General features: G+C 72.3%; 14 protein-coding genes. 7 read left to right on the top strand and 7 right to left on the bottom strand.

Translation table 11 applies throughout. The features are described from left to right. Positions 1–20 precede the first annotated feature (20 nt). Complete coding sequence (locus ACF07N_RS12040) at positions 21–1001, bottom strand: metal ABC transporter substrate-binding protein (RefSeq protein ID WP_392111348.1); 981 nt, start codon at positions 999–1001, stop codon at positions 21–23. Between the two features lie 171 nt (positions 1002–1172). On the opposite strand from ACF07N_RS12040, the gene ACF07N_RS12035 reads away from it, so the two are divergent. After that, positions 1173–2555: a glycine--tRNA ligase gene (locus tag ACF07N_RS12035; protein WP_383322718.1), complete on the top strand. Its 1383-nt coding sequence runs from the start codon at positions 1173–1175 to the stop codon at positions 2553–2555. 152 nt (positions 2556–2707) lie between these two features. Here the strand turns inward: ACF07N_RS12035 and ACF07N_RS12030 are convergent, their stop codons facing one another. Next, positions 2708–3832, bottom strand: coding sequence for an endonuclease/exonuclease/phosphatase family protein (locus ACF07N_RS12030; protein WP_392111345.1), 1125 nt, complete (start codon positions 3830–3832; stop codon positions 2708–2710). A gap of 212 nt (positions 3833–4044) precedes the next feature. Here ACF07N_RS12030 and ACF07N_RS12025 point away from each other — a divergent pair, with 212 nt between their 5' ends. From ACF07N_RS12025 to ACF07N_RS12010, 4 genes are all read left to right on the top strand, one after another. Beyond that, positions 4045–4659, top strand: a complete 615-nt coding sequence (locus ACF07N_RS12025; protein ID WP_392111342.1) for a LysE family translocator — start codon at positions 4045–4047, stop codon at positions 4657–4659. 60 nt (positions 4660–4719) lie between these two features. Then, positions 4720–5724, top strand: coding sequence for an aldo/keto reductase (locus ACF07N_RS12020; protein WP_392111339.1), 1005 nt, complete (start codon positions 4720–4722; stop codon positions 5722–5724). A gap of 25 nt (positions 5725–5749) precedes the next feature. Then, entirely contained in the window at positions 5750–6337 is a 588-nt protein-coding gene (locus ACF07N_RS12015; RefSeq protein WP_383322725.1) for a TetR family transcriptional regulator, read from the top strand. Between the two features lie 98 nt (positions 6338–6435). Then, positions 6436–7296, top strand: coding sequence for a GNAT family N-acetyltransferase (locus ACF07N_RS12010; protein ID WP_392111335.1), 861 nt, complete (start codon positions 6436–6438; stop codon positions 7294–7296). Between the two features lie 19 nt (positions 7297–7315). Here the strand turns inward: ACF07N_RS12010 and ACF07N_RS12005 are convergent, their stop codons facing one another. Then, complete coding sequence (locus tag ACF07N_RS12005; protein ID WP_392111332.1) at positions 7316–7522, bottom strand: hypothetical protein; 207 nt, start codon at positions 7520–7522, stop codon at positions 7316–7318. A gap of 309 nt (positions 7523–7831) precedes the next feature. Next, positions 7832–9283 carry an MFS transporter gene (locus ACF07N_RS12000; protein ID WP_383340159.1) on the bottom strand — a complete coding sequence of 484 codons (1452 nt, stop codon included), beginning with the start codon at positions 9281–9283 and terminating at the stop codon, positions 7832–7834. A 78-nt stretch (positions 9284–9361) separates the two neighbouring features. Here ACF07N_RS12000 and dusB point away from each other — a divergent pair, with 78 nt between their 5' ends. Continuing rightward, on the top strand, positions 9362–10495 hold the full coding sequence (gene dusB / locus ACF07N_RS11995) for a tRNA dihydrouridine synthase DusB (RefSeq protein WP_392111329.1): 1134 nt from the start codon (positions 9362–9364) through the stop codon (positions 10493–10495). Here the strand turns inward: dusB and ACF07N_RS11990 are convergent, their stop codons facing one another. The 3 genes from ACF07N_RS11990 to ACF07N_RS11980 all read right to left on the bottom strand — a co-directional run bounded on the left by ACF07N_RS11990 (position 10496) and on the right by ACF07N_RS11980 (position 15778). Next, the gene (locus ACF07N_RS11990) at positions 10496–12277 is read right to left on the bottom strand and encodes a CDP-alcohol phosphatidyltransferase (RefSeq protein WP_392111326.1); all 1782 of its coding nucleotides are present in this window, start codon (positions 12275–12277) and stop codon (positions 10496–10498) included. Between the two features lie 154 nt (positions 12278–12431). Continuing rightward, a complete protein-coding gene (locus tag ACF07N_RS11985) occupies positions 12432–14369 on the bottom strand; it encodes a glycogen debranching N-terminal domain-containing protein (protein ID WP_392111323.1) in 1938 nt (645 codons plus the stop codon). Continuing rightward, entirely contained in the window at positions 14366–15778 is a 1413-nt protein-coding gene (locus ACF07N_RS11980) for a hypothetical protein (protein WP_383322748.1), read from the bottom strand. The genes ACF07N_RS11985 and ACF07N_RS11980 overlap by 4 nt, the downstream gene beginning before the upstream one ends. A gap of 120 nt (positions 15779–15898) precedes the next feature. Here ACF07N_RS11980 and ACF07N_RS11975 point away from each other — a divergent pair, with 120 nt between their 5' ends. Continuing rightward, complete coding sequence (locus ACF07N_RS11975) at positions 15899–17125, top strand: ROK family protein (protein ID WP_392111320.1); 1227 nt, start codon at positions 15899–15901, stop codon at positions 17123–17125. Positions 17126–17459 lie beyond the last annotated feature (334 nt).

The raw sequence follows: 17459 nt of genomic DNA, 5'->3' as shown, positions 1-17459 counted from the left end.
GCCGTCCTCCGATGGGTCGATCACTTGGCTCCCAGGGCCTTCTGCAGGGCCTTGAGGTTGGCTTCCATGACCTGGAAGTAGTCGTCGCCGCGCGACTTGCCGGTGATGCCCTCCAGCGGATCGAGGACGTCCGTCTTCAGGTTCGCGTCGCGGGCGAGGGTCTTCGCGGTCTTGTCCGACACCAGTGTCTCGTAGAAGACGGTGGTGACGCCGTCGGCCTTGGCCTCCTCCTGGAGCTCGCGGACCCGGGCGCCGCTGGGCTCGCTCTCGGGGTCCAGGCCGGAGATGGCCTCCTGGGTGAGGCCGTAGCGCTCGGCGAGGTAGCCGAAGGCGGCGTGGTTGGTGAAGAAGACCTTGGTCCTGGTGTTCTTCAGCCCGTTCTCGAAGTCGGCGTTCAGGCCGTTCAGCTTCTTCACCAGGGCCGCGGTGTTCTTCGCGTAGTCGGCCGCGTTCTCGGGGTCGGCCTTCTCGAAGGCCTTGCCCACGCCCTCGGCGACCTCGGCGTACTTCACCGGGTCGAGCCAGATGTGCGGGTCGCGGGCGTGCTCCTCCTCCTCGGCGTGGCCTTCCTCCTCGGCGTGGCCTTCCTCGGAGTGGCCCTCCTCACCCTCGTGGCTGTGGCCGCCGGTGCCGTGGTCCTCGAGGGTGGTGAGCGTGGCGGCGTCGATCTTCGTCTTGATGCCGGTCTGCGCGACGGCCTCGTCGACGGCGGGCTGTAGGCCCTTGAGGAAGAGCGCGGCGTCGGCCTCCTCCAGCTGCGCCCGCTGCTTGGTGCTGATCTCCAGGTCGTGCGGTTCCTGGCCGGGTTCGGTCAGGCTCGTGACGTTCGCGTGGTCGCCGCCGATCTGCTCGGCGAGGAACGCCATCGGGTAGAAGGAGGCGACGACGTCGAACTTGTCCGTGTTGCCCGTCGCCGCGCTGTCGCTGGAGCAGGCGGTCAGGGCGCCCAGGCCGAGAGCGGAGGCCAGGGCGGCGGGTATGAGGCGTCGTCGTACGTTCATGACACTCATTTTCAACAAATATGGAAACCGTTGTCAACAAACCGCCTCACCAGGGCCTTGAGGGCCGGGGAGGGGGAGCGATTTGATTGAGGGGGCGCCCCCGCCGGTAACCTGAGTCATTCGCTGGAAGCATCTCGCTTCGTCGCCCGTCGTCGTAATGAAGAGAGCACCGTGGCCGCCGACAAGATCGACACCATCGTCAGCCTGAGCAAGCGCCGTGGCTTCGTATTCCCCTGTAGTGAGATCTACGGCGGTCAGCGCGCCGCTTGGGACTACGGCCCCCTCGGTGTCGAGCTCAAGGAGAACCTCAAGCGCCAGTGGTGGCGCTACATGGTGACGTCCCGCGAGGACGTCGTGGGTATCGACTCGTCCGTGATCCTGGCCCCCGAGGTCTGGGTCGCCTCCGGCCATGTCGCCACCTTCACGGACCCGCTGACCGAGTGCACCTCCTGCCACAAGCGGTTCCGCGCGGACCACCTGGAGGAGGCCTACGAGGCCAAGCACAACCGCCTGCCGGAGAACGGCCTGGCCGACGTCAACTGCCCCAACTGCGGCAACAAGGGCCAGTTCACCGAGCCCAAGCAGTTCTCGGGCCTGCTGTCCACGCACCTCGGCCCGACCCAGGACTCCGGCTCCATCGCCTACCTGCGTCCCGAGACCGCGCAGGGCATCTTCACCAACTTCTCGCAGGTGCAGACCACCTCGCGCCGCAAGCCGCCGTTCGGCATCGCCCAGATGGGCAAGTCCTTCCGCAACGAGATCACGCCCGGCAACTTCATCTTCCGCACCCGCGAGTTCGAGCAGATGGAGATGGAGTTCTTCGTCAAGCCGGGCGAGGACGAGAAGTGGCAGGAGTACTGGATGGAGCAGCGCTGGAACTGGTACACCGGCCTGGGCCTGCGCGAGGAGAACATGCGGTGGTACGAGCACCCGAAGGAGAAGCTCTCCCACTACTCCAAGCGCACCGCCGACATCGAGTACCGCTTCCAGTTCGGCGGCAGCGAGTGGGGTGAGCTGGAGGGCGTGGCCAACCGCACCGACTACGACCTCGGCGCCCACTCCAAGGCCTCCGGCCAGGACCTCACCTACTTCGACCAGGAGGCCGGCGAGCGCTGGACCCCGTACGTCATCGAGCCCGCGGCCGGTGTCGGCCGCGCGATGCTGGCGTTCCTGCTGGACGCCTACGTCGAGGACGAGGCGCCCAACGCCAAGGGCAAGATGGAGAAGCGCACGGTGCTGCGCCTGGACCACCGCCTCGCCCCGGTGAAGGTCGCGGTGCTGCCGCTGTCCCGCAACCCGGAGCTGTCGCCGAAGGCCAAGGGCCTCGCCCAGGCGCTGCGCCAGCACTGGAACATCGAGTTCGACGACGCCGGCGCCATCGGCCGCCGCTACCGCCGTCAGGACGAGATCGGCACGCCGTTCTGCGTGACCGTCGACTTCGACACGCTGGAGGACAACGCGGTCACCGTCCGCGAGCGTGACTCGATGAAGCAGGAGCGCGTCTCCCTCGACCAGATCGAGGGGTACCTGGCGGCTCGCCTGGTCGGCTGCTAGTCGATCGACGGGGCAGCGTCTGCCCGGCTGGTGTGATCCGCCGGGCGCGGATCGTCGTGGCTTGTCGCGCCCACGCGGCGAAACCGCACAGCGATACAGCCCCGCGCCCCTGTCGGACCCCGCTGCCCCTTCGGCACGCGGGGTCCGACCCGTTACAGGTCCAGGTCGGCGTAGAGGGCCGCGTGGTCGGAGGCTGCGGTGGTCTTCGACTTCACGCTGGTGAAGGACTTGATGCCCTCGGCGAAGATTCCGCGGGTCTCCAGCCCGACGTGCTGCACCTGGCTCCACAGCGACGGGGACAGCAGCAGGTAGTCGATCTTGCGCCGTGGCGAGTCGCACTCCCCGAACGTGCCGGGCAGCCCTCTGTAGCTCGGGTGGCTCATCACGTCCTGCAGGCCGGTGGCCAGGAGAGCGCTGACCGGTGCGCTGCCGGGCGCATCGTTCATGTCCCCGGCGACCAGCACGCGCGAAGAGCGTGTGAGGGCGGCCTGGTAGAGCTCCGCGACCCGCTCGGCCTGGTTCTCCCGCAGCTTCGGGTTGTCGTTGAACTTGCTCTTGAGGTGGTTTCCCAGGAGCCACAAGGGCTCCTCCCCGGGAGCGGTGCTGATCTCGATCTCGAACTCGGGGCAGTCGCGGCTGAACAGCGGATTGCCGGATGCGTCCGGATCGGGGTCGAAGATGTGCGACCGCACGGACCTGATCGGGAAGCGGCTCAGGATGCCGATGTCGATGCCGCGGACGTCGTTGCCGTCGATCAGCATGTTGTAGGGATACGGCTTCCCTTCGGCCGGGCCGCCCACGATCTGCTCGTTGAAGCGGTCCAGGGTGAGGCGGTCCTCGACCTCGACCGTGAGCAGGATGTCGGCGTTGACCTCGGTGACCACCTTGCCGGTGTTCCGCACGGCGTCCCCGTCGAGGTCCTCCCGCACGAGTTCGGCCCAACCGGACCAGTTCCTGCGGCCGTTGGCGAGGATCCGCACCTCGAAGTCGGCCGACCCGGGCCGCCCGGACGTCTGGAAGAGATTGGCTCCCCCGCGGGTCTGGTTGATGAAGATCGGCGGAGGGGCGTCGGGGTCCGTCGCATAGGCCCTGTGCTTCTTGATGAGTTCGGCGATCCGGAGCTTCTCGTCCCGCTCATAGGTCGCCAGGTCGAGCAGGGACACCAGCTCGGCGAAGTCGGCCAGGATCCGCCGGCGCCGCTCGACGTCCTGGAGGCCGAGGACCGCGGGGCGGCGGAAGAGGTTCTCCATGTTGAAGGTGGCGATACGGACCGTCATGGCGCGCTCCCTCGGGCGGCGCAGAGTTCCGCGCGACCGGTGGGCGGGCGCCGCCGGGGAGACCGCTCTCCGGCACTTTCCATTGTCCGGGCGTGTGTGAAGTGTGTCGAGCGGTGGGGTCGTTGAGGTCGCTGGGGCGCCGGGGATTGGTCCTGTAACGGCGGGGGGAATTGGTCCTGTCCCCGGGCCCGGGGGCGCGTCAGGGTGACGGCATGAGCCTCGCCTTCCTGCTGACCACCCTGATCGTCGTCGCGACGCCGGGCACCGGTGTCGTCTACACCCTCGCCGCGGCACTCTCCCGGGGCCGCCGCGCCGGTGTCGTCGCGGCCGTCGGCTGCACCCTCGGGATCGTGCCGCACCTGCTGGCCACGGTGACCGGCGTGGCCGCCCTGCTGCACGCCAGTGCCACCGCCTTCCAGGTGCTGAAGTACGCCGGTGTGGCCTACCTGCTGTACATGGCCTGGGCCACGCTGCGCGACAAGGACGCCCTCGGGACGGGGGAGCGGGAGCCCGCCCCGCCGTCCGCGCGGCAGGTGATCGTGCGGGGCGTGCTCATCAACATCCTCAACCCGAAGCTGACGATCTTCTTCTTCGCGTTCCTGCCGCAGTTCGTGACCCCGGGGGAGCCGCACGCGCTGGCGCGGATGGCCGGGCTCGGCGGGGTGTTCATGCTGGCCACCTTCGTGGTGTTCGCCGCCTACGGGCTGCTGGCCGCCTCGGTGCGCGGCCGGGTGCTGGGCCGTCCGAGGGTCATGGCCTGGCTGCGCCGGGGCTTCGCGGGGTCGTTCGTGGCGCTGGGCGCCAAGCTGGCGGTCACGGCCCGGTAGCTGACAAGTATGGAATGACAGATATTGAAATCTGTCAGCTGTCGTGTCATCGTGGAGGGCATGACGATGCGAACCCGATCCCTCGGAACCACCGGCCCCCAGGTCTCCGCCCTCGGTCTCGGCTGCATGGGCATGTCCGCGCTGTACGGCGAGGCGGACCGGGCCGAGTCCGTCGCGACGATCCACGCGGCGCTCGAAGCGGGCGTCACCCTGCTCGACACCGGCGACTTCTACGGCATGGGCCACAACGAGATGCTGATCGGCGAGGCCCTGCGCGCGGCCCCCGCCGCCCGGCGCGAGCAGGCCCGGGTCAGTGTGAAGTTCGGGGCCCTGCGCGGCCCGGACGGCAGCTGGCTCGGCTACGACGGCCGGCCCGCCGCCGTGAAGAACTTCGCCGCCTACTCCCTGCAGCGGCTCGGCGTCGACCACATCGACGTCTACCGCATCGCCCGGCTCGACCCCGACGTGCCGATCGAGGAGACGGTCGGCGCGATCGCGGAGCTGGTCGAGCAGGGCCACGTGCGGCACATCGGCCTCAGCGAGGTCGGCGCCGAGACCATCCGCCGGGCCGCCGCCACGGCGCCGATCTCGGACCTCCAGATCGAGTACTCCCTGATCTCGCGCGGCATCGAGGCCGAGATCCTGCCGGCCGTCCGCGAGCTGGGCATCGGCGTCACGGCCTACGGAGTGCTCTCCCGCGGCCTGATCTCCGGGCACTTCACGGCGGACCGGCAGCTGGGCGCCGGCGACTTCCGGGCGATGTCCCCGCGCTTCCAGGGCGACAACCTCACCCACAACCTCGGACTCGTCGAGGCGCTGCGGAAGATCGCCGAGCAGAAGGGCGTCACCGTCGCGCAGATCGCCATCGCCTGGGTGCTCAGCCGCGGCGCGGACATCGTGCCGCTGGTCGGTGCCCGCCGCCGCGACCGGCTCGCCGAGGCACTGGGCGCCCTGGAGGTGACGCTGGACGCGGCCGACCTCACCGCGATCGAGGAGGCCGTGCCCGCCGGAGCCGCCGCCGGCGACCGCTACCCGGCGGCGCAGATGGCGCACCTCGAAGCGTGAACCGGGCTCCGGGTACGGTCGGGGCATGGCACCGACCAGCGAGACCCTGACCGCCGAGCGCATCCTCGAGGCGACCGAGGAGGTGCTGCGCCGCCACGGCCCGGCCAAGGCCACCGTGGTCGACGTGGCCCGCGCGCTCGGCGTCAGCCACGGCAGCGTCTACCGGCACTTCCGGACGAAGGCGGCCCTGCGCGAGGCGGTCACCAAACGCTGGCTGGACCGCACCTCCGGCGAGCTGGCCGGGATCGCGGCCGGTGACGGCCCCCCGGAGGGGCGGCTGCGGGACTGGCTCGCCGCGCTGTTCGCCGCCAAGCGCCGCAAGGCGGGCGCGGACCCGGAGCTGTTCGCCACCTACACGGTCCTCACCGGCGAGAACGGCGCGGCGGTCGGCGAGCACATCGCCGACCTGACCGCCCAGTTGACCCGCATCGTCCGGGCCGGCGTGGAGTCCGGCGCCTTCGCCTCCGCCGACCCGGAGGCCACGGCCCGCGCGGTCTTCCAGGCCACGGGCCGCTTCCACGACCCCTGTTACGCGCGGGAGTGGGAGGAACCGGGGGCCGAGGCGGACTTCACGGCGGTCGTCGACGTGCTGGTGCGGGGGCTGCGGGCCTGAGGGGACCCTGCCGCACCGGGTGCGCCCGGGCCCCGTCGGGCACAGGATGGAAGGGAGGGGCGGGCCGCCACGGGGGACGCGTGGACGAGGGGATGGCGATGGTGGACCTCACACTGCGCCCGGGCACCCCTGACGACGCCGCTGAGTGCGGCCGGATCTGCTACGAGGCCTTCGCCGGGATCGCCGAGCGGCACGCGTTCCCTCCCGACATCCCGAGCCCCGAGGTCGGGGTCGCACTGATCGAGGGCGCTCTGACCCACCCGGGGTTCTACGGTGTCGTCGCCGAGCTCGACGGGCGGATCGTCGGCAGCAACTTCCTCGACGAGCGCTCGGCCGTCGTCGGGGTCGGACCCGTCACCGTCGACCCGGCCGTGCAGAACGCGGGCGTGGGGCGCCGTCTGATGCGCGACGTGCTGGAGCGGGCCGACGAGCGCGGCTCGCCGGGCGTCCGCCTGCTGCAGAGCGGCTACCACAACCGGTCGTTCTCGCTGTACGTGAGCCTCGGCTTCGTCCACCGCGCGACCGTGGCCTGTGTACAGGGGCCGCCGCTGCGCGGCGCGCTGCCCGGGTACACGGTGCGGGAGGCCGTGGACGCGGACCTGGGCGCCTGCAACGAGGTGTGCCGGCAGGTCCACGGCGTCGACCGCGGCGGCGAGGTCGCCGACGCGCTGAAGCAGGGCACGGCGCGGGTCGTGGAGCGCGCCGGACGGGTCACCGGGTACGCCACCGATCTGGCGTTCTTCGCGCACGCCGTGGGCGAGACCACCCCGGACCTCCAGGCGCTCATCGCGGCGGCCCCGCAGTTCGGCGGCCCGGGCATCCTCGTCCCGGTGAGCGACGCCGCGCTGCTGCGGTGGTGCCTGTCCCACGGCCTCGAAGTCGTGCAGCTGCTGAGCCTGATGACCATCGGCCTCTACACCGTGCCGGACGGGGCGTACCTGCCCTCGATCCTCTACTAGGGCCGCTCCCGCGCCCCGCTCACGCCGCCGTCGGATCCACCGTCGCCTGGTGGGCCTCCGTCAGGTGTTCCTCCGCCTTCAGCCAGGGCAGGAACTGGGCGCCTCTGCGCCAGCCGCAGGTGTCGCAACTGATCGTGCGCTGCACGCCCGTACGCAGCACCCGCACCACGTGTTCGCGGCCGTGCAGGTCCCAGCGGCTGACCTTGCTCGTGTCGATGTGCGCCATGACGCCTCCCCTGTCCAGGTATCCGGCCGTTCCGGTTCGCTCGCAGCACGGAGTGTGCGGCACGGCCGACACCAACAGGTCTTCCCCGTAAGCGGTTCGTCAGGCCGCGCGGACGTGCCCACGGGACGCGGCCCTCAGGCCCCGGCGGACGAACTCCGCGGTCCCGCGGGCGACGAGCACGTCCTCGTGCTCGTGCTCGCTGCCCGCACGGACGAGCGGCCGTCCTCCCTCAGGCGGGTCCACGGCTGCTGGCAGGGGAACGCAGCCCTGTGACAACGCGGCTCACCCGCGGTCAGGCCCGCTCCGCGGTCAGGCCCGCTCCGCGGTCACCGCCGCGTCCCGCACCTCCGGCGACGCCAGCCTCCCGGCCGTCCGCTCGGCGGTCCCCCTGGCCCACCGCCCACTGGTCACGGCCCCGAGCACCAGCACCGCGAACCCGCACGCCACGAGGATCCACCACCCCGGCCGCGCGGCGGACACGAAGGCCTCGCGGTACGAGGCGCTGCCCACGCCGGAGGCGAGCACCGCGCCCACCACCGCGACGCCCAGCGTCTGCCCGAGCTGCCGGCTGGTCGAGGCGACGGCCGCCGCCACGCCCGCCTGGGCCCGGGGCATGCCGGAGACCGCCGTGTTGGTGATGGGCGCGTTGACGAAGCCGAAGCCGACGCCGAACAGGACGTAGCCGGCGAAGAGCGTGACGTTCGAGGTCTCCGCCTCGAACACGGCGAAGAGGACGGCGCTCGCCGTCATCGCGAGGCCCGCGATCACCAGGGACAGCCGGGGCCCCCGCGTGCCGACCAGGCGGCCGGACAGCGGTGCGCACAGGAAGGTCGGCACCGCCATCGGCAGCATCCACAGGCCCGCCTCCAGGGCGGTCAGCCCCCGCACGTTCTGCAGGTACAGCGTCGACAGGAACAGGAAGCCGCCGAGCGCCGCGAACGCGCTGACGGCGATGACCGTCGCCCCGCTGAACGGAGCCGAGCGGAAGAAGCGCAGGTCGATCAGGGGTTCCGCGCGGCGCGGCTCGTACAGGAGCAGCGCGGCGAGGGCGGCCAGGGCCAGGACCACCAGCGGTGCGAGGGACGTGAGGGCCGTGCTCGGCGCCTCGATGATCGCGTACGTCAGGGAACCGAACAGCGCGATCACCAGCACCTGCCCGACCGGGTCCGGGCGGCGGGCCCGGGGCGCGCGGGACTCGGGGACGAACCGCAGGGTGAGCAGCAGGGCCGCCAGGCCCACCGGCAGGTTGATCCAGAAGATGGAGCGCCAGCCGACCGACTCCACCAGCAGGCCCCCGACCAGCGGGCCGGCGGCCATGGAGATGCCGACGACCGCGCCCCACGCGCCGATCGCCCGGGCCCGCTCGCGCGGGTCCGTGAACGTGTTGGTGATGATCGACATGGCGACCGGGTTGAGCATCGAGCCGCCCACCGCCTGCACCATCCGGAAGGCGACCAGTGCCTCCAGGTTCGGCGCGAGGGAGCACAGGACCGAGCCGAGCGTGAAGACGACCAGGCCCGCCATGAAGACGCGCTTGCGGCCGATCCGGTCGGCGGTGGAACCCGCGAGCATCAGCAGCGAGGCCAGGACCAGCGTGTAGGCGTCGATCGTCCACTGCAGGCCCGAGGTGCCGGCGTGCAGGTCCTGCTGCATGGAGGGCAGGGCCACGTTCAGGACGGTGTTGTCCAGGCTCACGATCAGCAGGCTCATGCAGCAGATGGCGAGGACGAGCATGCGGCGGCGGGGGCTGAGCTCGGGCATGCGTTCCATCGTACGCCGATTTCGATAGTGTGCCTAACTAATGAACTTTGCCATTTCATTGCACGGCACAATGGAGGCATGTCCACGCCCCTGCAGATCGGCCCGCACACCGTCCAGCCGCCCGTCGTCCTGGCCCCCATGGCCGGGATCACCAACGCGCCCTTCCGCACCCTGTGCCGGGAGTTCAGCGGCGGCAAGGGCCTGTTCGTCAGCGAGATGATCACCACCAGGGCGCTGGTCGAACGCAACGAGAAGACCATGCAGCTCATCCACTTCGACGCGACGGAGCGGCCCCGGTCGATCCAGCTCTACGGCGTGGACCCGGTCACCGTCGGCAAGGCCGTCCGCATGATCGCGGAGGAGGACCTCGCCGACCACATCGACCTCAACTTCGGCTGCCCGGTGCCGAAGGTCACCCGCAAGGGCGGCGGCTCGGCGCTGCCGTACAAGCGGAACCTGCTGCGGGCCATCCTGCGCGAGGCCGTCAGCGGCGCCGGCGGGCTGCCCGTGACGATGAAGATGCGCAAGGGCATCGACGACGACCACATCACCTATCTCGACGCCGGCCGGATCGCCGTCGAGGAGGGCGTCACCGCCATCGCCCTGCACGGCCGCACCGCCGCCCAGCACTACGGCGGCACCGCCGACTGGGACGCCATCGCCCGGCTCAAGGAGCACGTACCGGAGATCCCGGTGCTCGGCAACGGCGACATCTGGTCCGCCCAGGACGCCCTGCGGATGGTGCGCGAGACCGGCTGCGACGGTGTCGTGGTCGGACGCGGCTGCCTGGGCCGGCCCTGGCTCTTCGCCGACCTGGTCGCCGCCTTCGAGGGCCGCACCGAGGACATCGCCCGGCCCACCCTGCGCGAGGTCGCCGACGTCATGGTCCGGCACGCCACGCTGCTCGGGGAGTGGATCGGCGACGAGTCCCGGGGCGTGATCGACTTCCGCAAGCACGTCGCCTGGTACCTCAAGGGCTTCGCGGTCGGTTCCGAGATGCGCAAGCGCCTCGCGATCACCTCGTCCCTTGAGGAGCTGCGCTCCGGCCTCGACGAACTGGACCTCGACCAGCCCTGGCCGGCCGGCGCCGACGGGCCCCGAGGCCGCACCTCCGGCAACAACCGCGTGGTGCTGCCGGACGGCTGGCTGAAGGACCCCTACGACTGCGCCTGGGTCGGCGAGGACGCCGAACTCGACACCTCCGGCGGCTGATCAGCCCTTCGAGGGGTGCGGTGTCGAGCCGTACGCCGTCAGGAAGCGGTCGCGGAAGGAGTCCATCCGCCACACCGGCGCGTCGGCGGCGGGCTTGAGGCCCTCCGTCCAGTTCCAGCCGTCGATCTTCTCCAGCACCTTCGGGTCCCTGGCGACCAGGGACACCGGCACGTCCCGCGAGGCGCGGTCGCCGCTGACCCGGGCGATGGGCTGGTGGTCGCCGAGGAAGACCAGGACGGTGTCGTCGGTGCCGTAGCGCTCCAGCCACTGGGTGAGGCTGGTGACCGAGTACTGGATGGACTTGCCGTACTCCTCGCGGGACCTGGTGGTGTCGGTGAGGACGTCCGAGGCCTTGTGGCCGGCCTTCTGGATCGCGTCGAAGACCGAACCGTCGCCGAGTTCGTCCCAGCCGACCATCCTCGGCAGGGGCGCCCAGGGCTGGTGACTGGACGTCAGGATCACGAACGACATCAGCGGCTTGTCCCGCTTCTTCCCGTGCACCCGGCGCTGGAACGCCTCCAGCGCGTACTGGTCGGGCATGGTCGACCAGCTGAACTTCGGGCCCCGGTAGCCCAGGTCGAAGGCGTCGTAGAGCCGGTCGAGGCCGTACCACTCCTCCTCCGGCCAGCCCTTCTGCACGCCCGGCATCACGCCGACCGTGTCCCACGCCCCGGTCCTCTGGAAGGCCTTGGTGAGGGTGAGGTGCTCGCCCGCGGTCACCGTGCGGTAGCGCCGCTGGTTGTCGATCCACAGCCCGGACATGGTCGTGGAGTGGCCGAGCCAGCTGCTGCCGCCGAAGGTCGCCGAGGTCAGCCAGCCGCTGCGGGCCCGGAAGCCGGCCTTCTCCAGGGCCGCGGTGCTCGTGTCCAGGGTCCGCCCGACGCCGGGTGCCATGACCGGGTCCTCGACGGCGCTGCGGCCGTAGCTCTCGATGAACGTGAAGATCACGTCCTTGCCGCGCAGGCCGGGCAGGAGCTGGCCGGGTGGGGTGTTGCCGAAACGGTCCGCCTTGGCCTGCTGCACGAACGCGGCCTCGTCCCGCAGCGAGTCCACCGTGCGCTGGGCGTGCGCCCGGAGGGCGCCGGCCGCACGCTCGGAGGCGATCGGACCGCCGAAGAGCGTGAGGCCCAGAGCGGAGCAGGTGACCCAGACGGTGCCGGCGGCCAGGGCCCCCTGGGTCGCCCGGACCCGGTGGCGGGCCAGCGTCTGCGCGAGCCGGACCGAGGCGGCGACCAGGACGGCCGCCAGCAGCAGCACGAGCAGGACCGCGCCGACGGCGGCCGCCGTCGCGACGGTGCCGCCCAGCGTGTCCGCCACGTAGGACTGGGCGTCGGGGAGCAGGTCCCAGTCGAGGGCGGCGTTGAAGCCCCGGCCCAGGTACTCGTTGAACCCCATGTCGAGCAGGTTCACGGCCGTCAGCACGGTCAGGCCGAGCCCGCAGAGCACCGCGGCGGCCAGCCGGGGCCTGCGCGGCAGCACCAGCACGACGACGGCGCCGATGACCGCCTCCGCCGGGACCCGGGTGAAGCTGCCCGGTCCGAGGGCGGGGAGCGTGTTGGGCAGCAGCAGGGCACCGAGGACCAGGACGGCCGCGAGGGCGGTGGTGGCGAGATGCAGCGCGCGGGCGGCCCGGGGGTGGCGGGCGCGCCAGGCGCGCAGGGGCGCGAACCGGGATCCGGACGCCGCCGCTCCCTCGGCCGGGCGTTCCTCCTGCCGCCTCCCCGGCCCGGCCTCCGGACTGCCCGGCGGCGACGGCTGGCGGAGGCGTGTGAAGACAGGCACCCGGGGGTCCTTCCCGTACGGAACGCGGCGAGAGGGCGGACCCGCGTGGGGGGACGGGTCCGCCGCCGTTCCGTACGGAGCGCCGGCCGGGCGCGTTCAGCCCGCCGGGCCGACGCTCGGCGAACACCCGGCAAACGGACGGCCAACCGGCCCCTCAGGCACCACCGACCGCCGTGAGCAGCGCCAACGGGGCCGACGCCGAACGGGACTCGCGCACGCACGCGTGCGGGTACGGCACCGGCTCCGGATGCGTGTCCCGCCCGTACCCGGCGAGCACCTCGGGCAGCCGGTGGCCGGTCGCGGACGCCGCGTCGACCAGGCCGTGGGCGACCGCGCGGGCCTCGTCGTGCAGCCCGTAACGGGCCAGGCCCAGGGCGATCAGCGCGTTGTCGTGCGGCCACACGGAACCGCGGTGGTACGAGAGCGGGTGGTACGCCGGCTGCCCGGCGGCCAGGGTGCGCACGCCCCAGCCGGAGAAGAAGTCCGGCTCCAGCAGGCGCCGCCCGACCTGTTCGCCGTACTCCTTGTCCAGCAGGCCCGACCACAGCAGGTGCCCGGCGTCGGAGGCGAGCGCGTCGACCCGGTCGCCGCGGCCGTCGAGCGCGAGCGCCGGGAAGGAGTGCTCCGGCATCCAGAAGTCCCGCTGGAACCGGTCGCGCAAGTCACCGGCCGCCTGCTCCAGCAGGTCCGCGTACGTCCCGTCCTGCCACACCGTGCGCGCGAGCCACGCCGTGCGGCGCAGCGCGTCGTAGGCGTAGCCCTGGGCGCCGGCCGCCGTGACCGGGCCGTGCGGGCGGGTGCCGTCGGCGGAGCAGATGGCGCCGGGGGAGTCCTTCCAGTTCTGGTTGGCGAGGCCGCCCTGGTCGGCGCGGTAGACCAGGTAGCCGCGCGAGGTGAGGCCGCCGTGGTCGAGCATCCAGCCGACGGCCGCGCGGGCATGGGGTTCGAGGCGGCGGGCCAGGTCCGTCTCGCCGGTGTGCTCGGTGTACGCGCCGAGCAGGACGAGGAAGAGCGGGGTGGCGTCGACCGAACCGTAGTAGCGGCGGTAGGGGACCTGGCCGAAGTGGGCCAGCTCGCCGTGCCGCACCTCGTGCACGATCTTCCCGGGCTGCGCGACCTCGTCGGCGCAGCCGCGCGTGGCCTGGGTCGCGGCGAGCGCGGGCAGGGTCGCGGCGGCCAGGCCCGGCCGGTAGGGCAGGGCGAACAGCGAGGTCAGCAGGGCGTCCCGGCCCAGCAGGGTGAGGAACCAGGGGGCGCCCGCGGCCGGGACGCGCAGTTCCTCGCCGTCCGGGCCGGTCGCCGGCACCTGGAGCGCGGCCAGGTCGGCGAGGCCCCGCGCGCAGGCCGCGGCCAGCTCCGGCCAGCCGCTCGGGAACGCCACCCCTTCCATGAACGCGCCCTCCCGGTCGATGAGATGCCGCTGGACGGCGGCGGGGGAGCGCGGCACACGCAGGGCCCGTTTGTCGCCGTGCGGGCGGGCGATCACCCGCAGCAGCAGCTCGGCGGTGCCGTGCGGGGCGAGGTCCACGGTCCACACCAGGCGGCGGGCGCCGGTGCCGGTCTCCTCCACGGCGTCCGGCCGGGGCTCGGCCGTCACGCTCGTGACGGAGCGCCACTCCCCGCGCCGGTAGACGAACTCCACGCCGTGGTCCAGGACCTGGCGGGAGCGGACGGCACCGGCCTTCGGGTAGGTGCGGTGGTCCGAGCGCAGCTCGAACTGGTCGGTGAAGTCGGCGTCGGCGGTGACCGCGAGGCGGACCGTCGTCGGCACCGGGCGGTTGCTGGTCACGCGCAGCGACTCCACGAACGAGGCGTCCCCGACGGCCTGTTCGCGGAAGAGCGTGCAGGCGGGCGGTTCGTTGCGGCCGCCGCGCGGGACGAGGACGCAGCGCGCGGTGTCCCCGTCGGCGACCGGTGTCAGCGTCTCCGGCACGGCGCCGTCGACGGTGAGCTGCCACCGGCTCAGGTGCCGCGCGTCCCGGACGAACATGCCGTCGGGGGCGCTGCCGCCCCGGTAGCCGCTGATGTCGCCGCGATCGCCCACGGCGGCGAACGTCTGGCCGTGCACGAGCAGATGATGCCGGTCCGTCATCCCCGGTCCCCTCCCTTGATCGCCGTGAGGCCGTTCCGGTCCCCTGCGGGCCGGTCGTGCAGCAGGTCGAGCGTGAGCGCGGCGGTCCAGCCGAAGCCGGTGGCGCCGCAGGCCTGTCCCGTGTACGGGTCGACGTACTCCGCGAAGCCGGAGGCGCCGGCGGTGTGCAGGATGCCCTTGCGCAGCGCGTCGGCCCGGCCGCGCTCGCCGTGCAGCCGCAGCCCGCGCTCCAGCAGCCAGTTGGTGTTGAACCAGGCCGGGCCGCGCCAGTAGCGGTGCGCGTCGAAGGCCTCGCCGAGCAGGTCGTAGCTCGGGACCAGGCGGGTCGTGCCGCCGAGGCCGAAGTGCGGGCCGCAGACCGTGTGCACCAGGGTGGCCACGAGGTCGCGCGGCAGGTCCGGCAGCAGCAGCGGGATGAGCCCGGAGACCCCGCGCTCGGGGATCGGCTCCCCGGCGCGCACGTCCCGGCACAGGAACATCCCCGCGGCCGGGTCCCACAGCCGCTCCACCAGCGCCCCGGTCAGCCGTTCGGCGCGGGCGATCCGGGCCGGGGCGGGCGCGCCGAGCTCGCACGCGATCCGGGCCAGGGCGTACTCGGAGGCGATGAGCAGCGCGTTGAAGGCGGGGTCCTCGACGGCGAACCCGCCCTCGCCGTCGGCGTACCCGCCGTCCCGGTAGTCCGCCGCGAGACGCACGTAGCGCCCGTAGTCCAGGTCCGTCGGCCGGTCCTCGGGCGCGCCGTGGGCGAGGTCGGCGCGGCGGAAGGAGCGGGCCGGGGCCGGGGTGACCCGGGAGAGCGGGCGGTCCCAGCAGGGGCTGTTGTCCATACCCTGTTCCCAGGGGTGCACGACGGAGACCAGGCCGCCGCCGCCCAGGTCGCGCCGGTGCAGCAGATAGCGGTGCCAGGCGGCGAGGCGGGGGTAGGCCCGGCCGAGGAAGCCGCGCGCCCGGGACAGGCCCGGGTCGGCGAGGTGCACCAGCCACGCGGCCAGCGCGTGGACCGGTGGCTGGACGATCCCGGAGGTCTGTACGGTGCGCGGGGCGCCCGCGGCGCGCCCCGCGGCCGACGAGCGCCAGAAGTCGGGGCTCGGGAAGTACGCGTCGAGCGGGACGGAGGGGTTGAAGACGATGTGCGGGACGCGCCCGTCCGCCCACTGCGCCGCGAGCAGCGTCTCCAGCTCCGTCTGGGCCCGTAACGGCGACAGGTGCCGCAGGCCGATCGCGATGAACGCCGAGTCCCAGGACCACTGGTGCGGGTACAGGCCGCGCGAGGGCACCGTGGAGGTCCCCGTCCAGCCGTCCTCCAGCACCGCCGCGGCCCTGACGTGCAGGGGAGGCGCGGGAGCTGACGGATCGTATGCGACGGTGCGTCCCGTGGGACGTGGGGCGCGTCGGACGGTGCGATCCACTCGGGGCTCCCCGGAAGGCGTTCGGCAGGCCGGTTCGGCTGCGGCTACGGCGAGGTTACGTCTATTTAACACGCAAAACCCACTATGTAAGGCAAGGTTGAGAAACACAAGGGGGTGTGCATGACCGGAATGCCCGGGAGGACCGGCAGAGGCGCGGGTCAGGCCAGCGCCGGCGATCTGCTCGAACTGGTGCGCAGGCGACGGGCAGTGACCCGGGGTGCCCTCCAGCAGGCGACCGGACTGTCCCGGGCGACCGTCGGGCAGCGCCTGGACCGGCTGTTCCGCGCGGGCTGGCTGCGCGAGGGGGCCGGCGGGCCGGTCGGCTCCCCGCTGGGCGGACGGCCCTCGATCACACTGGAGTTCGACGACGAGCACGCGGTGGTCCTCGCCGCCGACCTCGACACCCGGCACGCCCGGGCGGCCGTGCTGTCGCTGAGCGGCGAGATCCTCGCCGAGCACTCCGGCACCCTCGTCGTGGAGGACGGCCCGGACGTGGTGCTCGGCGAACTGGCGCGCTGGTTCGCCGAGTTGCTGGAGAAGGCCGGGCAGCCGGCGGAGGCGGTGTGCGGCGTCGGACTCGCGGTGCCCGGGCCGGTCGACAGCGAGTCCGGCCGCGTGGTGCAGCCGCCGATCATGCCCGGCTGGGACGGCTACGACATACGGGGACGGCTGGCCCGCGCCCTCACCGAGCACACGGGCGCGGACCCGGTGCCGGTCCTGGTGGACAACGACGCCAACCTCATGGCCTACGGCGAGCAGCGCACCGGCTATCCGGACTGCTCGGCGTTCGTCCTGGTCAAGGTCTCCACCGGCATCGGCGCCGGGGTCGTGGTCGACGGCTCGGTGTTCCGGGGCGTCGACGGCGGGGCCGGGGACATCGGGCACATCCGGGTGCCCGAAGGCGCCCAGGCGCTGTGCCGCTGCGGCTCCTACGGCTGTCTGGCCGCCGTCGCGAGCGGCGGCGCGGTCGCGCGGCGGCTCGCGGAGACCGGGGTGCCGGCCGCCTCCGGCTCCGACGTGCGGGACCTGCTGGCCGCCGGGCACCCCGAGGCGGTCGGCCTCGCCCGGGAGGCCGGACGCCGCGTCGGGGACGTCCTCGCGACCGTCGTGACCCTGCTCAATCCGGGCGTCCTGATGATCGCCGGAGACTTGGCCGGAACGCCCTTCCTCACGGGCGTGCGCGAACTGCTCTACCAGCGGGCGCTGCCCCGCTCCACCGCCCGCCTCGACGTCGTCACGGCCCGGCTGGGCGAGCGGGCGGGGCTGGTAGGAGCCGGTGCGATGGTCGTGGAGCACCTGTACGCGCCCGAGCGGGTGGAGGAGCGGCTGCGCGCGCTCGGGGTGTGACGGGCGGGTTTCGGTCCGAAGACGCGTCCGCATGGTGAAATCCGGTCGGCTGTGGCAGCGTGATTCTCGCCACCCTTGATAAGGGCTGCGCTCAGATGAGCGGATCATGGGCGACTGCACTTCTCCAAAGGGTGGCACTGAGTGCCACCCTTTGATCGTTCATCGAGCGAAATCAAATGTGCGGAAACTCCGCTCACATGAGCGCTCGAAGGGGGTCAGGGCGGTTCGTGCGTTCAAGAAGTGAAAACATGCGCCTGAGATCGCTTGCCGAGCCTTGACTTTCGATCCGCTGGCGGACGAGTGGTTACAGGCACATGACGCGCGAGTGGACCTC

It is taken from the genome of Streptomyces sp. NPDC015242, assembly GCF_043079125.1.
GTDB lineage: Bacteria > Actinomycetota > Actinomycetes > Streptomycetales > Streptomycetaceae > Streptomyces.
Note: the sequence above shows the minus strand (reverse complement) of the source record. Positions and strands in the feature narration are given on the sequence as shown.